Annotated in this window: 16 protein-coding genes, 14 tRNA genes and 1 rRNA gene; 23 read left to right on the forward strand and 8 right to left on the reverse strand. The window is 44.3% G+C overall.

Going from position 1 to position 17,877, the window contains the following annotated elements:
- Window positions 1-32: 32 nt before the first annotated feature.
- Both MSG36_RS06455 and MSG36_RS06460 read right to left on the reverse strand, forming a co-directional pair.
- Window positions 33-1,142, reverse strand: a complete 1,110-nt coding sequence (locus MSG36_RS06455) for a PilT/PilU family type 4a pilus ATPase (protein ID WP_017062241.1) — start codon at window positions 1,140-1,142, stop codon at window positions 33-35.
- A 14-nt stretch (window positions 1,143-1,156) separates the two neighbouring features.
- Window positions 1,157-2,194 (reverse strand): type IV pilus twitching motility protein PilT, encoded by a 1,038-nt coding sequence (locus tag MSG36_RS06460; protein ID WP_017062242.1) that lies wholly within the window; start codon window positions 2,192-2,194, stop codon window positions 1,157-1,159.
- A gap of 26 nt (window positions 2,195-2,220) precedes the next feature.
- On the opposite strand from MSG36_RS06460, the gene MSG36_RS06465 reads away from it, so the two are divergent.
- From MSG36_RS06465 to hemW, 7 genes are all read left to right on the forward strand, one after another.
- The gene (locus MSG36_RS06465) at window positions 2,221-2,925 is read left to right on the forward strand and encodes a YggS family pyridoxal phosphate-dependent enzyme (RefSeq protein ID WP_059021997.1); all 705 of its coding nucleotides are present in this window, start codon (window positions 2,221-2,223) and stop codon (window positions 2,923-2,925) included.
- A 78-nt stretch (window positions 2,926-3,003) separates the two neighbouring features.
- Window positions 3,004-3,822, forward strand: a complete 819-nt coding sequence (gene proC, locus MSG36_RS06470; protein ID WP_248366733.1) for a pyrroline-5-carboxylate reductase — start codon at window positions 3,004-3,006, stop codon at window positions 3,820-3,822.
- Window positions 3,823-3,879: 57 nt separating this feature from the next.
- Entirely contained in the window at window positions 3,880-4,437 is a 558-nt protein-coding gene (locus tag MSG36_RS06475) for a YggT family protein (protein ID WP_017067798.1), read from the forward strand.
- A gap of 29 nt (window positions 4,438-4,466) precedes the next feature.
- Complete coding sequence (yggU, locus tag MSG36_RS06480; RefSeq protein ID WP_171317513.1) at window positions 4,467-4,757, forward strand: DUF167 family protein YggU; 291 nt, start codon at window positions 4,467-4,469, stop codon at window positions 4,755-4,757.
- 28 nt (window positions 4,758-4,785) lie between these two features.
- Window positions 4,786-5,217, forward strand: coding sequence for a DUF4426 domain-containing protein (locus tag MSG36_RS06485; RefSeq protein WP_017062246.1), 432 nt, complete (start codon window positions 4,786-4,788; stop codon window positions 5,215-5,217).
- Between the two features lie 48 nt (window positions 5,218-5,265).
- Window positions 5,266-5,865, forward strand: a complete 600-nt coding sequence (locus MSG36_RS06490; RefSeq protein WP_248366736.1) for an XTP/dITP diphosphatase — start codon at window positions 5,266-5,268, stop codon at window positions 5,863-5,865.
- The gene (gene hemW / locus MSG36_RS06495) at window positions 5,865-7,052 is read left to right on the forward strand and encodes a radical SAM family heme chaperone HemW (protein WP_248366738.1); all 1,188 of its coding nucleotides are present in this window, start codon (window positions 5,865-5,867) and stop codon (window positions 7,050-7,052) included. The genes MSG36_RS06490 and hemW overlap by 1 nt, the downstream gene beginning before the upstream one ends.
- Window positions 7,053-7,170: 118 nt before the next feature.
- Here the strand turns inward: hemW and glsB are convergent, their stop codons facing one another.
- Window positions 7,171-8,091 (reverse strand): glutaminase B, encoded by a 921-nt coding sequence (gene glsB / locus MSG36_RS06500; RefSeq protein WP_248366740.1) that lies wholly within the window; start codon window positions 8,089-8,091, stop codon window positions 7,171-7,173.
- 349 nt (window positions 8,092-8,440) lie between these two features.
- On the reverse strand, window positions 8,441-9,160 hold the full coding sequence (gene trmB / locus MSG36_RS06505; RefSeq protein WP_029222028.1) for a tRNA (guanosine(46)-N7)-methyltransferase TrmB: 720 nt from the start codon (window positions 9,158-9,160) through the stop codon (window positions 8,441-8,443).
- Between the two features lie 165 nt (window positions 9,161-9,325).
- Here trmB and mutY point away from each other — a divergent pair, with 165 nt between their 5' ends.
- From mutY to MSG36_RS06585, 16 genes are all read left to right on the forward strand, one after another.
- Entirely contained in the window at window positions 9,326-10,387 is a 1,062-nt protein-coding gene (gene mutY, locus MSG36_RS06510) for an A/G-specific adenine glycosylase (RefSeq protein ID WP_248366742.1), read from the forward strand.
- Window positions 10,388-10,415: 28 nt separating this feature from the next.
- Window positions 10,416-10,688, forward strand: a complete 273-nt coding sequence (locus MSG36_RS06515) for an oxidative damage protection protein (RefSeq protein WP_010435637.1) — start codon at window positions 10,416-10,418, stop codon at window positions 10,686-10,688.
- Window positions 10,689-10,757: 69 nt separating this feature from the next.
- Window positions 10,758-11,891: a membrane-bound lytic murein transglycosylase MltC gene (mltC, locus tag MSG36_RS06520; RefSeq protein ID WP_048615689.1), complete on the forward strand. Its 1,134-nt coding sequence runs from the start codon at window positions 10,758-10,760 to the stop codon at window positions 11,889-11,891.
- A gap of 103 nt (window positions 11,892-11,994) precedes the next feature.
- Window positions 11,995-12,070, forward strand: a tRNA-Phe gene (locus tag MSG36_RS06525).
- Between the two features lie 74 nt (window positions 12,071-12,144).
- A tRNA-Thr gene (locus MSG36_RS06530) sits at window positions 12,145-12,220 on the forward strand.
- 7 nt (window positions 12,221-12,227) lie between these two features.
- Window positions 12,228-12,303 (forward strand) — tRNA-Phe (locus tag MSG36_RS06535).
- A 56-nt stretch (window positions 12,304-12,359) separates the two neighbouring features.
- Window positions 12,360-12,435, forward strand: a tRNA-Asn gene (locus MSG36_RS06540).
- 71 nt (window positions 12,436-12,506) lie between these two features.
- Window positions 12,507-12,582 (forward strand) — tRNA-Thr (locus tag MSG36_RS06545).
- 7 nt (window positions 12,583-12,589) lie between these two features.
- Window positions 12,590-12,665: transfer RNA gene (locus MSG36_RS06550), tRNA-Phe, on the forward strand.
- 56 nt (window positions 12,666-12,721) lie between these two features.
- Window positions 12,722-12,797, forward strand: a tRNA-Asn gene (locus MSG36_RS06555).
- A 381-nt stretch (window positions 12,798-13,178) separates the two neighbouring features.
- Window positions 13,179-14,804: a methyl-accepting chemotaxis protein gene (locus tag MSG36_RS06560; protein WP_122082118.1), complete on the forward strand. Its 1,626-nt coding sequence runs from the start codon at window positions 13,179-13,181 to the stop codon at window positions 14,802-14,804.
- Between the two features lie 235 nt (window positions 14,805-15,039).
- Window positions 15,040-15,115: transfer RNA gene (locus MSG36_RS06565), tRNA-Phe, on the forward strand.
- 56 nt (window positions 15,116-15,171) lie between these two features.
- Window positions 15,172-15,247, forward strand: a tRNA-Thr gene (locus MSG36_RS06570).
- A gap of 24 nt (window positions 15,248-15,271) precedes the next feature.
- Window positions 15,272-15,347: transfer RNA gene (locus MSG36_RS06575), tRNA-Asn, on the forward strand.
- Between the two features lie 36 nt (window positions 15,348-15,383).
- Window positions 15,384-15,459 (forward strand) — tRNA-Thr (locus MSG36_RS06580).
- A gap of 29 nt (window positions 15,460-15,488) precedes the next feature.
- Window positions 15,489-15,564, forward strand: a tRNA-Asn gene (locus MSG36_RS06585).
- A 346-nt stretch (window positions 15,565-15,910) separates the two neighbouring features.
- Here MSG36_RS06585 and MSG36_RS06590 read toward each other — a convergent pair.
- The 4 genes from MSG36_RS06590 to MSG36_RS06605 form a co-directional block, all read right to left on the reverse strand.
- Entirely contained in the window at window positions 15,911-16,306 is a 396-nt protein-coding gene (locus MSG36_RS06590) for a DUF2391 family protein (RefSeq protein ID WP_048611972.1), read from the reverse strand.
- Between the two features lie 1,079 nt (window positions 16,307-17,385).
- Window positions 17,386-17,462, reverse strand: a tRNA-Asp gene (locus MSG36_RS06595).
- Window positions 17,463-17,492: 30 nt separating this feature from the next.
- Window positions 17,493-17,608, reverse strand: a 5S ribosomal RNA gene (rrf, locus tag MSG36_RS06600).
- A gap of 41 nt (window positions 17,609-17,649) precedes the next feature.
- Window positions 17,650-17,726: transfer RNA gene (locus tag MSG36_RS06605), tRNA-Thr, on the reverse strand.
- Window positions 17,727-17,877 lie beyond the last annotated feature (151 nt).

Genomic DNA, 17,877 nt, shown 5'->3' on the forward strand with positions numbered 1-17,877 from the left:
ACTCAGGCGTTCTTCGTTAAAGCCTGTAGCTTCTAACCCATATCAATTTTAACACCAGCCAACGCCCCAGTTCCGTAGTCATCATCACCACGTCTGGTTTTGAGCATTAAGCGCAAGTCATTAGCAGAATCGGCACTGTGGAACGCATCCTCTTCACTGATCTTGCCTGCTATCACTAAATCATACAAAGCTTGGTCAAAAGTCTGCATACCAATTTCTTTCGATTTAGCCATGGTTGCTTTCAGTTCGTGTAGTTCACCACGACGAATCAAGTCAGACACACGAGGGCTATTCAGCAGAATCTCGAATACCCCATGACGCCCGCTGCCATTCTTATCACGAATGAGTTGCTGAGCGACGACACCACGTAAGTTCATCGATAAGTCAAACAAGAACTGCTCTTTCTGTTCTTTCGGCACCAAGTGGAGAATACGTTCTAACGCTTGGTTAGCGTTATTGGCGTGCAAGGTTGCCATACACAAATGACCCGTTTCAGCAAAGGTCATCGCGTATTCCATGGTTTCACGGCTCCGGATTTCGCCAATCAAAATCATATCTGGTGCTTGGCGTAACGAGTTCTTAAGTGCAACTTCGTAACTCTCGGTGTCGAGTCCAACCTCACGTTGCGTCACGATGCACTTTTTATGTTCGTGTACGAATTCAATCGGATCTTCAACCGTCAAAATATGCCCCGAGCGATTGGTGTTACGATAGCCTGTCATTGCAGCCATCGAGGTCGATTTACCAGAGCCAGTCGCCCCAACCACCAGCACAAGTCCGCGCTTAGCAATTGACAGGTCTTGCAGTACATCAGGAAGCTTTAGTTGCTCAAAGGTTGGGATGTTAGTCTCGATACGTCGAATGACCGCTCCAGGCAGCTCTCGCTGAAAGAATGCACTGACACGAAAACGACCAAAGTCACGCACAATCGCAAAATTAGCCTCACGCGTTTGCTGATATTCATCACGTCGGTCTTGTTCCATCATCGCATCAAGTAATTGAGCAACCTGAGCCGCATTCAGCTTCTCTCCTTGGGGGCGTAATTCACCATCCACACGAAACAGGATTGGCGCATCGACAGTGATATAAAGATCCGATGCCTTTTGTGAAAGCATTCCCTCAAGGATTTGATTCAATTCCATTGTGTCCACCTTGATTAAAACATTGAGGTTTCAATTTCGATCTTTTTCTCGACCTCTTCCGAATCAACCAAGCCCTGCGCCATCAGCTGCTTCGCATTTTGTTCCATGGTCTGCATGCCGTGCGCTGCGCCCGTTTGAATGATCGAATACATCTGCGCAACCTTGTCTTCACGAATCAAGTTTCTGATCGCCGGTGTTGCCATCATGATTTCATGACACGCCACACGACCACCACCGACACGTTTTAGCAGCTTCTGGGCTATCACCGAGCGCAGTGACTCAGACAACATCGAACGAACCATATCTTTATCGCTACCTGGGAACACATCGATAATACGGTCGATCGTTTTTGCCGCAGAACTGGTGTGCAGAGTACCAAACACTAAATGACCCGTTTCTGCTGCGGTTAACGCTAAGCTGATCGTCTCTTGGTCACGAAGCTCACCAACAAGAATTACGTCTGGATCTTCACGTAACGCACTACGCAGTGCCGCTTTAAAGCTGTGAGTATCACGGTGAACTTCACGCTGGTTGACTAGGCATTTATTGTTGGTGTGAACGAATTCAATCGGGTCTTCAATCGTCAGGATATGCTTATTGTGGTTGCGATTTACGTAATCAACCATCGCCGCAAGAGTCGTTGATTTACCAGAGCCAGTTGGACCAGTAACGAGCACTAAGCCTTTTTCGTAGTTAGCAATCCTTTCGAAGATCTCAGGTGCACCTAACTGATCTAAAGTCGGGATTTCGACAGGGATAGTTCGAAAGACAGCTGAGCAGCCACGGGCTTGGTTAAACGCATTAACACGAAAGCGACCAACATTGGGTAATTCAAAAGAGAAGTCGACTTCCAATTTTTCTTCAAACTCACCGCGTTGTGAATCGCTCATGATCTCAAAAACCAAACGATGCACATCAGCATGACTCAAAGCTGGGATTCCAAGCTTCCTTACTTCACCATCTATACGTACCATTGGAGATACACCCGCAGAAAGATGTAGATCTGACGCGTTATGCTTTACACTAAAATCTAGTAACTCAGTGATATCCATTTATTTTCCCTTAAGTAAAGTCAGCTATGAGTAGTATTCAACAAAATATCGAACAAATCACCTCACAGATTCGTAGTGCTGAGCAAAAGTGCGGACGAGCTCCAGAGTCCGTGCAACTTTTAGCCGTCAGCAAAACTAAACCTATTGATGCGATTCTAGAAGCCGCACTCGGAGGCCAGGTTGCCTTTGGTGAAAACTATGTTCAAGAAGGTGTAGATAAAGTAAAACACTTTTCAGAACAACATTCTAACCTAAATTTAGAGTGGCATTTTATTGGTCCAATTCAATCCAATAAAACCCGCCCAATCGCGGAAAGCTTCCAATGGGTGCATTCCGTCGATCGCGATAAGATCGCACAAAGGCTTAATGATCAACGACCAAGCGAACTTCCACCTTTGCAAGTGTTGATTCAGGTAAACACTAGTGGTGAAGAGTCCAAATCTGGAACCTCAGAAGAGACAGTTTTTGCACTCGCGGAGTTGATTTCATCGCTACCCAACCTCACCTTAAGAGGATTGATGTCGATTCCTGCAAACGTATCTGACTATCAATCTCAGCTTAATGCATTTTCTCAACTGGCAGAGCTTAAAAACAAGCTAGCAGCGAAGTATTCAGACATTGATACCCTTTCGATGGGGATGAGTGGTGATATGGATGCAGCAGTTGAGGCTGGTAGCACAATGGTTCGTATTGGAACGGCTATTTTCGGCGCTCGTGATTACGCGAAATAGCCGTAGTAAGTAACGACAAGTACAAGTATTGATACCGCTTCGCCTTATCCGCGCAGCGACACGCTCAGGATTTTATATATGGAACATAAGAACATCGCCTTTATTGGGGCGGGAAACATGGTTCGCTCAATTGTAGCGGGCTTAGTTGCGAGTGGTTACCCAGCGCAAAAGATTACTGCGACAGCACCTTCAGAAACCAGAAGGCTGCCGTTAGAACAAGAATACAGTATCAATACCACCAGCGATAATATTGCAGCAGCAGAGCAAGCAGACGTTGTGGTGTTATCCGTGAAGCCACAAATGATGGCTGATGTATGTAAACCCTTACAAGATATCGACTTCAGCAACAAACTGGTTATCTCAATTGCCGCGGGTATTAATGCGAACCGACTCAATGAGATGTTAAACTGCCAGCTGAACCTTGTTCGTGTGATGCCAAACACGCCATCACTGCTTGGTAAAGGGATGAGTGGTCTTTATGCCGATTCAACCGTTAGCCAAGATGATAAAGACTTTGCTTCTCAGCTGATGCAAGCTGTTGGTGAAGTAAGCTGGGTTGAACAAGAGTCTGGAATCAACAACATCATTGCGGCGGCGGGTAGCGCTCCGGCTTACTTCTTCCTGTTTATGGAAGCGATGCAAGCTGAAGCAATCAACCAAGGTTTTGATCAAGAAACCGCTCGTAAGCTAGTGCAACAGTCTGCATTAGGCGCGGCAGAGATGGTCGTAGCAAACCCAGATACTGAATTATCAACACTGCGTGAACAAGTGACATCAAAAGGCGGCACGACCGCAGAAGCACTACGCACGTTTAACGAACATCAACTATCAGACATCGTAGCAAAAGCCATGCAAGCGGCGGTTGCTCGAGCTGAAGAGATGGAAAAACTGTTTTAAGCATTTTGCCGCTCTGGTTATATCTAAGCGGCAAGTAAATCCGAAAAAGGAAACAATATGAACTCGATGAGCTTTCTGATCTCGACCGTTTTTGATCTTTACATCATGGTTGTGATCTTGCGTATCTGGCTACAAGCATCACGTGCAGATTTCTACAACCCATTCTCACAATTCATCGTAAAAGCGACACAACCGGTTGTTGCCCCACTACGCCGAGTTATTCCATCAATCGGCAGCCTTGATCTGGCGACCGTTGTTTTCGCTTATGTGCTGTGTGTACTTAAGTTCGTTGCTCTAAACCTGATTATCTCTGGCGGCGCTGCCGTTTTCGATATTAGCTTCCTAATCTTTGGTGCACTGTCTCTGCTCAAAGCGGCTGGTGGTTTGATCTTCTGGGTTCTACTTATCCGTGCAATCCTAAGCTGGGTAAGCCAAGGTCGCAGCCCAATAGAGTACGTGTTCCATCAACTGACTGAACCAATGCTAGTGCCTATCCGCCGTATCCTTCCGGACATGGGTGGTTTCGACCTAAGCGTACTGGTTCTGTTCATTGTTCTGCAATTTGCGAACTTCCTAATGGGCGACATGATCGGTCCTATTTGGTATCAGCTATAATTCAAGTACGAACCTCAGGTACTTTGACGATGCCAAAAGCAGTTTGGGCCGAGGAATACGATATTCTTCTTAGGCTCTATATCCAACCCAAAGCAAGCCGAGACAAAATTGTCGGCTTGCACGGTGAGGAACTGAAAATTGCCATTACTGCACCACCGGTTGATGGCAAAGCCAATGCCCATTTAGCGAAATACCTTGCGAAACAGTTTAAGGTCGCAAAAGGGCAAATTAAGATAGAAAAGGGAGAGCTCGGTAGGCACAAGCAAGTTCGAATATGCTCGCCAAGCCAGATCCCAACTGAAGTCAAAGCCATCCTGTGATGGCTTTTTGCTATTTATTGGAGTCATTATGCGTTTATGGATAACAGCACTACTCACAGCTCTTGTTGCCTTACCGAGCTCTGCAGGGCAATTTAAGAACATTAAGGATGTCGAGGTTCATTACTCGGCTTTTAATTCCACGTTCTTAACTTCGCAAGTCGCTAAGCAATACAAACTTAAGCGAAATGGATACTCAGCAATCCTCAACATCAGCGTGTTAGACAAGGCTTCTCTAGGCAAGCCTGCGACAACAGCTAAAATTACCGGAACAGCGAAGAACCTCGTTGGAAACACCCGTACTTTGAAGTTTCGAGAAATCAAAGAAGGCGATGCGATTTATTACCTTGCTGAGTTCCCCGTAACTCACGAAGAAAACATCACCTTCGACATCGATGTGAACGCAGGCCTAAAAGGCACTGGTCCACTGCGTTTCACACAGAAATTCTATATAGAAGAGTAAGCTCAAACCTTACTTTTCATTTATTAACTTATTTAGAGCCACATCCCCATGAGTAAGATTGTTTTAGCAACAGGCAACCAAGGCAAAGTTCGCGAGATGGCAGATATTCTGTCTGAGTTTGGTTTTGACGTTGTCGCGCAAAGTGAATTTAACGTTTCAGAAGTCGCTGAAACAGGAACGACTTTCATTGAAAATGCCATCATCAAAGCTCGCCATGCAGCGAAAGAAACAGGGCTGCCAGCCATTGCTGACGACTCAGGTTTAGAAGTTGATTACTTAAATGGTGCTCCGGGCATCTACTCAGCGCGTTACTCAGGTGAAGGGGCAACCGATAAGCAGAACATCGAAAAATTGCTAAACGCGATGCAAGGTGTCGAAACTGAAAAGCGTACTGCGCGTTTCCACTGTGTGTTGGTGCTAATGCGTCACAAGAATGATCCAACACCTCTAGTGTGTCACGGTAAATGGGAAGGTCGTATTCTTACTGAAGAACACGGTGAGAATGGCTTTGGCTACGATCCTGTGTTCTTTGTACCAGAAGATAACTGCGCCTCAGCAGAGCTTGAATCGTCACGTAAGAAGCAACTATCACACCGTGGTAAAGCGCTTGCGTCACTATTCAAGACTCTCAAGGAGCAAGCTCTGTAATGCACGACACAGCGCTAATACCACCCGCACTTAGCCTCTATGTACACATCCCGTGGTGTGTACAAAAGTGTCCGTATTGTGATTTTAACTCTCACGCTCTGAAAGCCGAGATTCCAGAAAAAGAATACATCGATGCACTGCTTGAGGATCTCGATACAGACATCGAAAAATATCAGCTCAATGGTATGCCTCGTCCGCTACATTCGATCTTTATTGGTGGCGGAACCCCAAGCCTGTTTTCTCCTGAAGGAATTGGCCGATTGCTACAAGGCATTGAACAGCGTATCCCGTTCAAACCTGAAATAGAAATCACCATGGAAGCCAACCCAGGAACTATCGAAGCTGAGCGTTTTGCTGGTTACCAAAAGGCAGGGGTGAGTCGAATCTCGGTAGGCGTACAAAGTTTTGAGCAAGAGAAACTGGAAAGGCTTGGGCGTATTCATGGTCAAGATGAAGCGGTCAACGCAGCTCACTTAGCGCATAAGATTGGATTGAATAGTTTCAACTTAGACTTAATGCACGGCTTACCGGATCAGAGTATTGATCAAGCGTTGGCTGATTTAGACAAAGCGATCGAACTCGACCCTCCGCACTTATCTTGGTATCAGCTAACAATAGAACCTAACACCATGTTCTATTACAAAACACCAACGCTGCCTGATGATGATGACCTTTGGGATATCTTCGACCTAGGCCATAAGAAGCTCGCAGACGCAGGGTATGTGCAGTACGAAATTTCAGGCTACAGCAAGCCGGAATATCAGTGTCAACATAACCTCAACTACTGGCGCTTTGGTGACTACCTAGGTATTGGCTGTGGCTCTCATGGCAAGCTAAGTTTTGCTGATGGACGCATTGTTCGCACCACTAAGGTTAAACACCCTAGAGGCTATTTAGCGGCTTACCAGAACATGGTGAAACCGTACCTATCCGATGAGTTTGAAGTGCCGAATGAAGACCGACCTTTTGAGTTCTTTATGAACCGCTTTAGGTTAATGGAAGCATGTCCAAAGCAAGACTTCATTGATACGACTGGGTTAGAGTTTGATTCGATTCAAAAAACGATTGAATGGGCAAAAGAGCTAGGCTACTTGAATGAAACCGACACTCATTGGCAGATCACTGAAAAAGGGAAGCTATTCCTAAATGATTTGCTGGAAGCCTTCATGGCAGATGAAGACGAATAGATTCGAGAAGTATTGTGTAAGGGTTGGCTTTAGGGTCAACCCTTTTTGTTTTATAGCCCCCTCTCGGAGCGAAGCGTTCTATAGGACAACGTCCGTGCTCGAATCTCGTACCTTTCTCTTAGAAAATAGAACGACCGATACGCTCAGAAAGCAGTTCTAGTGCTTTAGTACCTGCTAAAGAGTTACCAGAAGGATCAAGCTCTGGGGACCACACGGCGATTGTCATCTCACCCGGAACAATGGCAATAATACCGCCACCGACACCCGACTTTCCTGGCATACCAACACGGTAGGCAAACTCGCCCGCACCATCGTACAAACCACATGTCGCAAGCAAAGCATTCAACTGCTTGGTTTGGACTGGCGTGATGATCTCTTTCTTGGTTTGAACCGAGACACCTTTGTTTGCCAAATAGCTAAAGGTTTTGGCCAAATCAACACACGTCATTTTAAGCGCACAGGCATGAAAATAATTATTCAGAACAGGGATAACATCATTTTCAAAGTTACCAAATGAACGCATCAAGTACGCGATAGCCGCATTACGATCGCTGTGCATCATTTCTGAAGCCGCTACTATCTTGTCATACACGATATGAGTGTCGCCCGACAACTGGCGCACAAACTCTAACAAGCGATGTCTAGGTGCTGACAGGCGGCTTTGTAATAGGTCTGCTACGACAATAGCACCCGCATTGATAAACGGGTTGCGGGGAATCCCCTGCTCCATCTCAAGCTGAATCATCGAGTTAAAGGCTTGACCAGAAGGCTCTTTGCCTACTCTTTGCCAAATCTCTTCAGGCTTATATAGCACCATAGCTAGCGTAAGGCTCAAGGCTTTAGAGATAGATTGCACAGAAAATGCTTCTTCAGCATCGCCGGCTTTAATCACCTTACCTTCATTGGTGTATACCGCGATCGCCAGTTTCTGGTTCGATACGCGAGCCAGTGCAGGGATATAATCAGCGACCTTTCCATGTCCAATTAAAGGACGAACTTCGTCTAAGATCTCGGCCAAAATAGCTTGAGTTGGTTTCATGTGCGCTTACTTCTATATTGTTATTTTTGTAGGGGTGTAACATATACCAATCGTAGTAAATAACTGCTCACTCTAGCTTGTTAAAATGCTCGATAACTGCGTTAGAATTTTTGATTGTAGAGTAACTACTTATCGAAAAATACTGCCTTGTTCTCAAGCCTTTTTCCTACGCTATTTCTGATCACTTACTTACTGTGATTGGTATTACTCTCTGTCCTTAAGCCTTTACTGAAATAAAAGCCTAAGGACAAAAAAGCCAACATTACAATAATGTTGGCTTTAATCAATCCCATAAAGTGTAGGGGTTAAATCCTAAATCGGACTGCCCTTCTCTTCATTTGATTCGGAGTTACTTAGTACGCTTGAACTTAATGTCCCAAACACCATGACCTAAACGGTGGCCACGAGCTTCAAACTTAGTTAGCGGGCGCTCATCCGGACGAGGGATGTAATCACCATCTTCAGCGATGTTTTTGAAACCTGGAGCTACGTTCATCACTTCAATCATATGTTCTGCGTAGTTTTCCCAGTCTGTTGCCATGTGGAAAATACCAGTATCAAGTTGAAGCTTACCGCGAACCATCTCTGCAAACTCAGCCTTAACGATACGACGTTTATGGTGACGAGCTTTGTGCCATGGGTCAGGGAAGAACAGTTGCAGTGTATGCAGGCTGCTATCTGGAATCATGTGTTCAAATACTTCTACAGCATCGTGACACATTACACGCAGGTTAGTTACGCCAGCATCGCGAGCTGTACCTAAACACGCACCAACACCTGGGCTATGAACTTCAATACCTAAGAAGTTTTTCTCAGGTGCGTTCTTTGCCATTTCAACCAGTGATGCACCCATACCGAAGCCAATCTCTAGTACAACCGGGTTATCGTTGCCAAATACTTCTTTCCAGTTAAGAAGCTCTGGGTTGTAGTCGATACCCATTGTTGGCCAACATTCATTCATCGCGTTCTCTTGGCCTTTCGTTAAGCGGCCTTCGCGGCGAACAAAACTACGGATCTTACGAACCAGTTTGCCGTCTTCAGTATATTCGTTAGTGGTCACTTCACTCATTGATTTTTGCCTGCACATTGATTAATCAAAGCGGGGATTATCCAAAGAATTGCCTCCGGTGCAAGTCTTTCCGTGGATAAATTCCCACACAATTTGTCTGTTTTACATCCAACGTTAAGTGTGTTGCAATTTCGCTTCTAATAATAGCAAAGCATAGAGCATGTCGTGACTCCTTTCGCAACCGCCATATTAAAGTGGTATGACGCCTACGGGCGTAAAGAATTGCCTTGGCAACAAAACAAAACCGCCTACACCGTTTGGCTATCTGAAATCATGCTTCAGCAGACTCAGGTTGCTACGGTAATTCCATACTACCAACGCTTCTTAGAACGCTTTCCAACGGTTATCGACCTAGCGAACGCCGAACAAGATGAGGTACTCCACTTATGGACAGGGCTTGGTTATTACGCACGAGCTCGCAATCTACATAAAGCAGCCAAGATCGTTGCTGAGCAATATGGTGGTGAATTCCCGCTTTCTATCGAAGAGATGAACGCGCTACCGGGCATCGGTCGCTCAACAGCAGCAGCCGTCTTATCATCGGTTCATAAGCTTCCTCATGCGATTCTTGATGGCAATGTAAAACGAACGCTTGCGAGAAATTTTGCCGTTGAAGGTTGGCCGGGGCAAAAGAAAGTCGAAAACCAGCTTTGGGAACACGCCGAAGCACATACTCCGAACAAAGATGTCGATAAGTACAACCAAGCAATGATGGACATGGGTGCGATGGTTTGTACTCGTAGCAAACCTAAATGTACCTTGTGTCCAATTGAAAGCATGTGTGAGGCTAAGAAGCTCGATAGACAGCTCGACTTCCCTGGCAAAAAGCCTAAGAAAGAAAAGCCAGTAAAAGAAACATGGTTTGTGATTCTCTATCACGATAACCAAGTGTGGCTCGAACAGCGCCCTCAATCTGGTATCTGGGGCGGATTGTTTTGTTTCCCTCAAAATGAAAACGCAGAGATCGAACATCAACTAGATCTTCGCTCGATCAAAGACACTCAAACCAATTCGATCAAGACCATGATTACGTTTAGACACACTTTCAGCCACTACCACTTAGATATCACGCCAGTATTAGTGAAATTAGATAAACAACCAGATTTGATAATGGAAGGGACTAAAGGTCTCTGGTATAACTTATCAAAACCGGAAGAAATTGGCCTAGCCGCTCCTGTAAAGCAGCTTATTGAGAGCCTACCCTTTGAACTGAACGACGACGTTTGAATCAACGAACGCGATAAGAGGAACCACTATGAGCCGCACTGTATTTTGTGCTCGCCTTCAAAAAGATGCTGAAGGCCTAGATTTTCAACTTTACCCAGGTGACTTAGGTAAGCGTATCTTTGACAACGTGTCTAAAGAAGCTTGGGGACAATGGCAAAGTAAGCAAACTATGCTTATCAATGAAAAGAAGTTAAACATGATGGATCCTGAGCATCGTAAACTTCTAGAAACTGAGATGGTTAACTTCCTTTTCGAAGGTAAAGATGTCGTAATTGATGGCTATACTCCACCAAGCGAATAAGACATTTATTTAAGCAATTTTTAATGACATCATGGTTAACGCTGCGATGTCATTTTTGTATGAGGAACTATGAAAAAGCTAAGTTACTTCCTAACAGCCATGTTATTAACTGGCTGCAGCCGTGAATTTGTCGAAAGCATTTATGATGTTAATTACGAGCCGACCAACCGATTTGTAAGCAATTTGGCAGAGCTGCCTGGTCAGTTTGAAAAAGACACCGGAGCACTAGATGCTTTGATTAATAGCTTTTCTGGCAATATCCAAAAACGCTGGGGTAGTAGTGAAGTAAAAATGGCAGGTAAGAGTAACTATGTGAAATACATAGATAATTACCTGAGCCGTTCCGAAGTAAACTTTAGCGAAGGCCTCATAACGGTAGAAACGGTCTCCTCGACTGAACCTAAAAAACACCTCAAAAACGCAATCATGACAACGCTTTTGACGCCAGATGATCCAGCGCATGTCGACCTATTCTCTTCCAAAAGCATCAAATTAGAAGGCAGGCCTTTCCTCTACAACCAAGTTGTAGACCAAGAAAAAAAGCCTATCCAATGGTCTTGGCGCGCTAACCAGTTCGCTGATTACCTGATCGCTAATAACCTAAAAACCAAAGAAGTCGACTTTAAAAAAGCCTATTACGTTGAGATCCCAATGGTGGCCGATCACGCCAGTCAGCGTAGTTATCAATACGCCGATATCGTTCGACGAGCATCTCAGCGTTACGACATTCCTGAAGACTTGATCTACGCGATAATCAAAACAGAGAGTAGTTTCAACCCCTACGCGGTGAGTTGGGCGAATGCATACGGTCTTATGCAGGTGGTGCCTAAAACCGCAGGTCGAGATGTGTTTAAGCTAGTAAAGAACAAGCCTGGAGAGCCAAGTCCTGAGTATTTATTCAATCCAGAAAACAACATTGATGCAGGCACCGCATACTTTTACATACTCAAAAATCGTTATTTGAAAGATGTAAAACACCCGACAACGCTCGAGTACAGCATGATTTCAGCATACAACGGCGGCACGGGTGGCGTACTCAATACCTTCAGTAAGGATAGAAAACGAGCAATGCGAGACCTAAACTCGCTGCAACCTAGCCAAGCATACTGGGCACTTACTAAAAAGCACCCAAACAAAGAGTCGCGCCGATACTTAGAAAAAGTAACAAAATTCAAGAAAGATTTTAACCAAGGTAAAACGTAAGCCTCACTTTTGAATAAAAAAACAACTAACGAACGTTTTTTTTAATTATTTTCAAAAAAGGTGTTGACGGTTATGAAGAAAATCCGTTTAATAGCGCTCCGTTGCCCGGATAGCTCAGTCGGTAGAGCAGAGGATTGAAAATCCTCGTGTCGGTGGTTCGATTCCGCCTCCGGGCACCACAATTTGATTTGTTGGTGTCAACACTCTTTAACAGGGAGTAGCAACACGAACAAAAGCATAAAGAATTTAGTGTGCCGACTTAGCTCAGTAGGTAGAGCAACTGACTTGTAATCAGTAGGTCACCAGTTCGACTCCGGTAGTCGGCACCATTCTTTTGCCTCGATAGCTCAGTCGGTAGAGCAGCGGATTGAAAATCCGCGTGTCGGTGGTTCGATTCCGCCTCGAGGCACCATTATTTGGTACTTAACAAATAATGGTCTTTATAGACCTGATGTTGACACAAATAATTCCCCTTTAGTTCAGTTGGTAGAACGGCGGACTGTTAATCCGTATGTCGCAAGTTCAAGTCTTGCAAGGGGAGCCATTTTTAAAGGACTTCATTTTATATGAGGTTTTAATTGAAGAGTTTAACTCTTTAAGCAAAGAATTTAGTGTGCCGACTTAGCTCAGTAGGTAGAGCAACTGACTTGTAATCAGTAGGTCACCAGTTCGACTCCGGTAGTCGGCACCATTCTTTTGCCTCGATAGCTCAGTCGGTAGAGCAGCGGATTGAAAATCCGCGTGTCGGTGGTTCGATTCCGCCTCGAGGCACCATTATTTGGTGCTTAACAAATAATGGTCTTTATAGACCTGATGTTGACACAAATAATTCCCCTTTAGTTCAGTTGGTAGAACGGCGGACTGTTAATCCGTATGTCGCAAGTTCAAGTCTTGCAAGGGGAGCCACATTCAAGAAAGCCAAGTCGAAAGACTTGGCTTTTTTTCGTTTAAACAAAAGCAAGCTCTATTCAATATACTCATCTACTCTACTCTACTCTTAATCAGTCTCGATAAATTGAGTTATCTCCTTCTAGTACTCTTACTACAGCAGCAGATTCTAAGTTCTATAAAGAGTCCCCCACTTCGACAGAACAATTCACCCCAAAGTTCATGACACGCTAATCTTCACATTAAAACAAACAGAACCAAGTTCTGTTACTTTTTTTTCTTCGAAAATTTAATCTCTATCATATTTTGATGTCTTTCTAATATCTGCCTTACACCACTTAGATTAAGATTCGATGAATTATACCTAATACTAATTATTGAATCGCTGCGCGGGGAAATATGAAACTAAAAACGCAAGCTTACTTATTATCGGGCATCATCTTGATCGCCCTGCTAGCACTGACTGCTACTGGTTTATGGACATTGAGAGTCGCGAGCAACATGGACAACAAAGCTCGCGTGACCGAGCTATTTAAGAGTGCATACAGCATCCTTACTGAAGTCGAAAAAATGGCGATTGATGGCACTCTAGAAGAAGAGCAAGCTAAGCAACTAGCTACTCGTCTTCTACGTAACAACATCTATAAAGATAATGAATATGTTTACGTAGCCGATGAGAACATGACGTTTGTCGCGACACCATTAGATCCTCAACTACACGGAACCAGCTTTAACGACTTTAAAGATGGCGACGGCAATAGTGTTGGTCAGCTGATCCAAAGAGTACTTGGTAATCGCACTGGCCAGATAATTGAATACACCTGGACACAAAAACTTCCAGATGGAACGATTGAAGAAAAACTGTCTATAGCAGAGAAAACACCACATTGGGGCTGGGTTGTCGGCACCGGTATCGGGTTCAATGAAGTTAACGCTCGTTTTTGGTCTACCGCTCAATGGCAGCTATTCCTTTGTGTGGTGATTGCTGGTCTTATTCTATCGAGCCTAATTGTATCCATTAAACGCATGCTAGCGCTTCTTGGCGGCGAACCTAAAGACGTACGAGAAGCAGTACAAGCCGTAGCACAAGGTCGAATTCAAACCTCTTTCGAAACTCAGGCAATTGACGGCAGTATCTATCACGCAGTGCAACAAATGAGTAAGTCATTGGCTGAGCTAGTATCAAACCTTGACGCTTCAATGCTGGCATTAAGAGGCGAACTGCAGCGCGTAGAAGATCGCGCTGGGTCAATTGCCCAACTGACAGACACCCAACAGCAATCAACAGAGATGATCGCGACAGCAATGACCGAGATGGCCTCTTCAGCCAATAACGTAGCTGATTCAGCTAGCGATACCGCGCGCAACACAGATGAGGCCGACAAACAGAGCCAGCATACCCAACAACTCATTCACAACACAGTAGATAACATTCAAGGCCTAGCAGGCCAACTAGGCACAGCCAGCGAAGCTGTCGCTAACCTAGATAATGATGTAAACAACATTGCAAAAGTATTGGATGTGATTGGTGATATAGCGGAGCAAACGAACCTGTTGGCACTTAACGCAGCTATTGAAGCAGCTCGAGCTGGCGAGCAAGGTCGGGGATTTGCAGTTGTAGCAGATGAGGTTCGTAACCTTGCAGGCCGAACACAATCGAGCACCAAAGAAATCCAATTAATGATTAATAACCTTCAAGAAGGATCTCGCAACGCAATTCAAACCATGGAAGTTTGTGCCGCGACTAGTGAAAGCACCGTAACAGAGTCTCAAAACGCCTCTGAAGCACTACAACAGATTGTTGTCGCATTAGAGTCTATTTCATCAATGAGTCATCAAATCGCAACAGCGGCCGCTGAGCAGACTCAGGTGAGCGATGATATATCGAAGCGTATCAATATGATCGAAGAGAGCGGTAACCAACTGAGCAATGTCGTAACAGAAAGTCATAACAGCACCCAAACTCTTGCCTCCCTTTCCAACGAATTAGAAGCTTGGGTTAATAGGTTTGAAGTAAAACACTAAACTCCCTAGAAAATTTTTAAATAAAAAAGCACGTTTTCATACGTGCTTTTTTTATTTCGGCGCCCATTCAGTGTAGTTAACCGTAGTTTTACTATCTTTTAGGGCATGCTAGACCTAGGTTTTTCACCCCAAATGAGCAAAAACAACCCACTAAGTATAGAAAAACATCAAACGATACTTTTTTTGCAATTTAATGTTGACCCAGAACGCGAAAACACGTTTAATACACCTCGTCGCCCGGATAGCTCAGTCGGTAGAGCAGAGGATTGAAAATCCTCGTGTCGGTGGTTCGATTCCGCCTCCGGGCACCACAATTTATTTGTTGGTGTCTTAGACAACAACAGTAAAGCACAAAGAAATATTATGTGCCGACTTAGCTCAGTAGGTAGAGCAACTGACTTGTAATCAGTAGGTCACCAGTTCGACTCCGGTAGTCGGCACCATTTCTTTAAAGCTTTAAGAATAATTCCCCTTTAGTTCAGTTGGTAGAACGGCGGACTGTTAATCCGTATGTCGCAAGTTCAAGTCTTGCAAGGGGAGCCAAGTTAATCATCAAGCATAAGCTTTTTGATTCATGATGCCGACTTAGCTCAGTAGGTAGAGCAACTGACTTGTAATCAGTAGGTCACCAGTTCGATTCCGGTAGTCGGCACCATTCTCTTGATTAGAGACTAAACAATCAATTCCCCTTTAGTTCAGTTGGTAGAACGGCGGACTGTTAATCCGTATGTCGCAAGTTCAAGTCTTGCAAGGGGAGCCAATTAAAAAAAGCCGCATCATTGATGCGGCTTTTTTGCATCTAAAGATCCCAACATCTCAATACAACTACCCTCACCTTTCAAATACCATATTCAATTCAGAAACTAACCGTTTTCATATTCTTCCAAAGCTACAAATCTTCGCTACTTAACGCTCTTCAATATCTCCCAACAACAAACAACACATTGACGTAAGAGTTACTCATAGTAACCTTACTACTCATTTTATTGATGAAGAAAGCGGTTAAACAAATCAATGCTAAGTCTGGAAGTGAGAAAGCTAAATAACGAATCAAATAAGCGCTAGAAAAGCTCTGTACGGCACTTCAGTCCAAATTGAAACACAGTTCACTCTTTATCAAAACTATCCACTACAATAGCGCCCATAGAGGCAGGCATTGAAATAACAATCACTCTTTTGATCGATACAACAGGGTCACTCATTAGAGGTAATTTGTCCAGGCAAGTCAGTACCAAAGCAACGACCAATGCCGTCATAACATAAGCAATAACTATTCTAAAAATAAACACAGGCAACCGTGCAACAACATCTTTTTGAAAGACGCTCTCATATGTATAGAAGCCTAAGAACACCGCAGACAGCAAAAATAGCAGCAATAGATTAGCGGTAGGTAAAGTCTCCCCTAACTTCCAAGCCTCTTCAGAAAAAGAAATCGGTACAGCCAAAGCAAAAGATCCCACAAATATCTGGCTCGCATCTTCAAAGTTAAAACTCAATTTCATAGTTCGACCCATTAGCTTTTGAGGCTTTATCTATTTCGTAAAATAATCACAAAACTATCCGCAGATGATTTGGGGGATTTTTATTTCAACTAAGCAAACAGTAGTGACCTTCTAGCTTCATCTTAGTCCCAATAACCAAAACATAGCTTGAACTAACCAGCAAGAAATCAATATGCTCAGAGCAAAGCGGTCAACACAACTGATTAATATCGAGTCAACAAACACATCAGAATCGAAGAGATACCTGTAAACATCCTAAGACACCAGATCCTAGAACCAAAGAGTCCCAATCCGGTTAGGTGATAAACATTACTGCACGTGTAGGCACGGATACGAGAGGTTCACTATTTCTTAGTCTATATCCCTCCAGCACAACTTTGGAACGCAACCAAACGCCCCTCTCCTTCAACCTGAATCTAGTCCACTTTTACCCTTTGAAATGATTAGAACAAGGCGCGTAATGCATAACAATAGCTATTAAGTCGACTGATTAGGGGCTCTAGCGTTCTTAAGAGAATCCCCCATGATAGAGCCCTAATTACACATCAGAACTATCCTCTAGATTCACAGATAGGACAGAAGTTAGGTTTCGTAGACGAAGGGCTGTTAGCTAATACTTGAAAAAACTCGCTAAATAGAGAAACCACCTACAAGTACAGAGCAACAAGATAGGTTATAAGGCCTGTACAGTTTCAGGTGTGGAGAAGGGGATACGTTGAGTCAGTTCGTCTCATAAAGCTAACTTACAACGCGTATGGTACGGGTACTCGGCACTGAGATTAAAGCTCTATGCTTGTTTCAATTCACAACTGGAGTCTGAAATGGTGTAACTCTAATCGTAAGGTTGGAGAGCCCTAGGCTAAGAGCTACGGGATACGGGAATCTTTTGTGCAAGTTATTCGACTAACGTGCGAAGCACTATGATTTAGATGTAAAAAAGCCCCGCTACTTCTAGCGAGGCTTCTTATAGTAGCTGAGTAACTGGGATCTCAGGCGACCGGGACTCGTTGATCGGAGACCAAATTATCGATACCCAGAAACGACGAAAGCCTAGTCATAAGACTAGGCTTTCTAATAAGTGGCGGAGTGGACGGGACTCGAACCCGCGACCCCCGGCGTGACAGGCCGGTATTCTAACCAACTGAACTACCACTCCGCAGTGTCTATTCAGCTTAAAGCAATTTGAGCCTGACGATGTCCTACTCTCACATGGGGAAGCCCCACACTACCATCGGCGCTATTGTGTTTCACTTCTGAGTTCGGCATGGAATCAGGTGGGTCCACAATGCTATGGTCGTCAAACAAATTCTGTTGTTAACTTGAACAATCAAATCAACTAAATATGGTGCTGATACCCAGACTCGAACTGGGGACCTCACCCTTACCAAGGGTGCGCTCTACCGGGCTGAGCTATATCAGCAGTTCAAGAATCATTTAAAAACGATTCTGAAAACTTTTTGTCTTCACTTTTCTAAAAAGTGAAAATAAATTTGGAGCCTGGCGATGTCCTACTCTCACATGGGGAAGCCCCACACTACCATCGGCGCTATTGTGTTTCACTTCTGAGTTCG

It is taken from the genome of Vibrio sp. 1CM8B, from assembly GCF_023161685.1.
Lineage (GTDB): Bacteria > Pseudomonadota > Gammaproteobacteria > Enterobacterales > Vibrionaceae > Vibrio > Vibrio coralliirubri.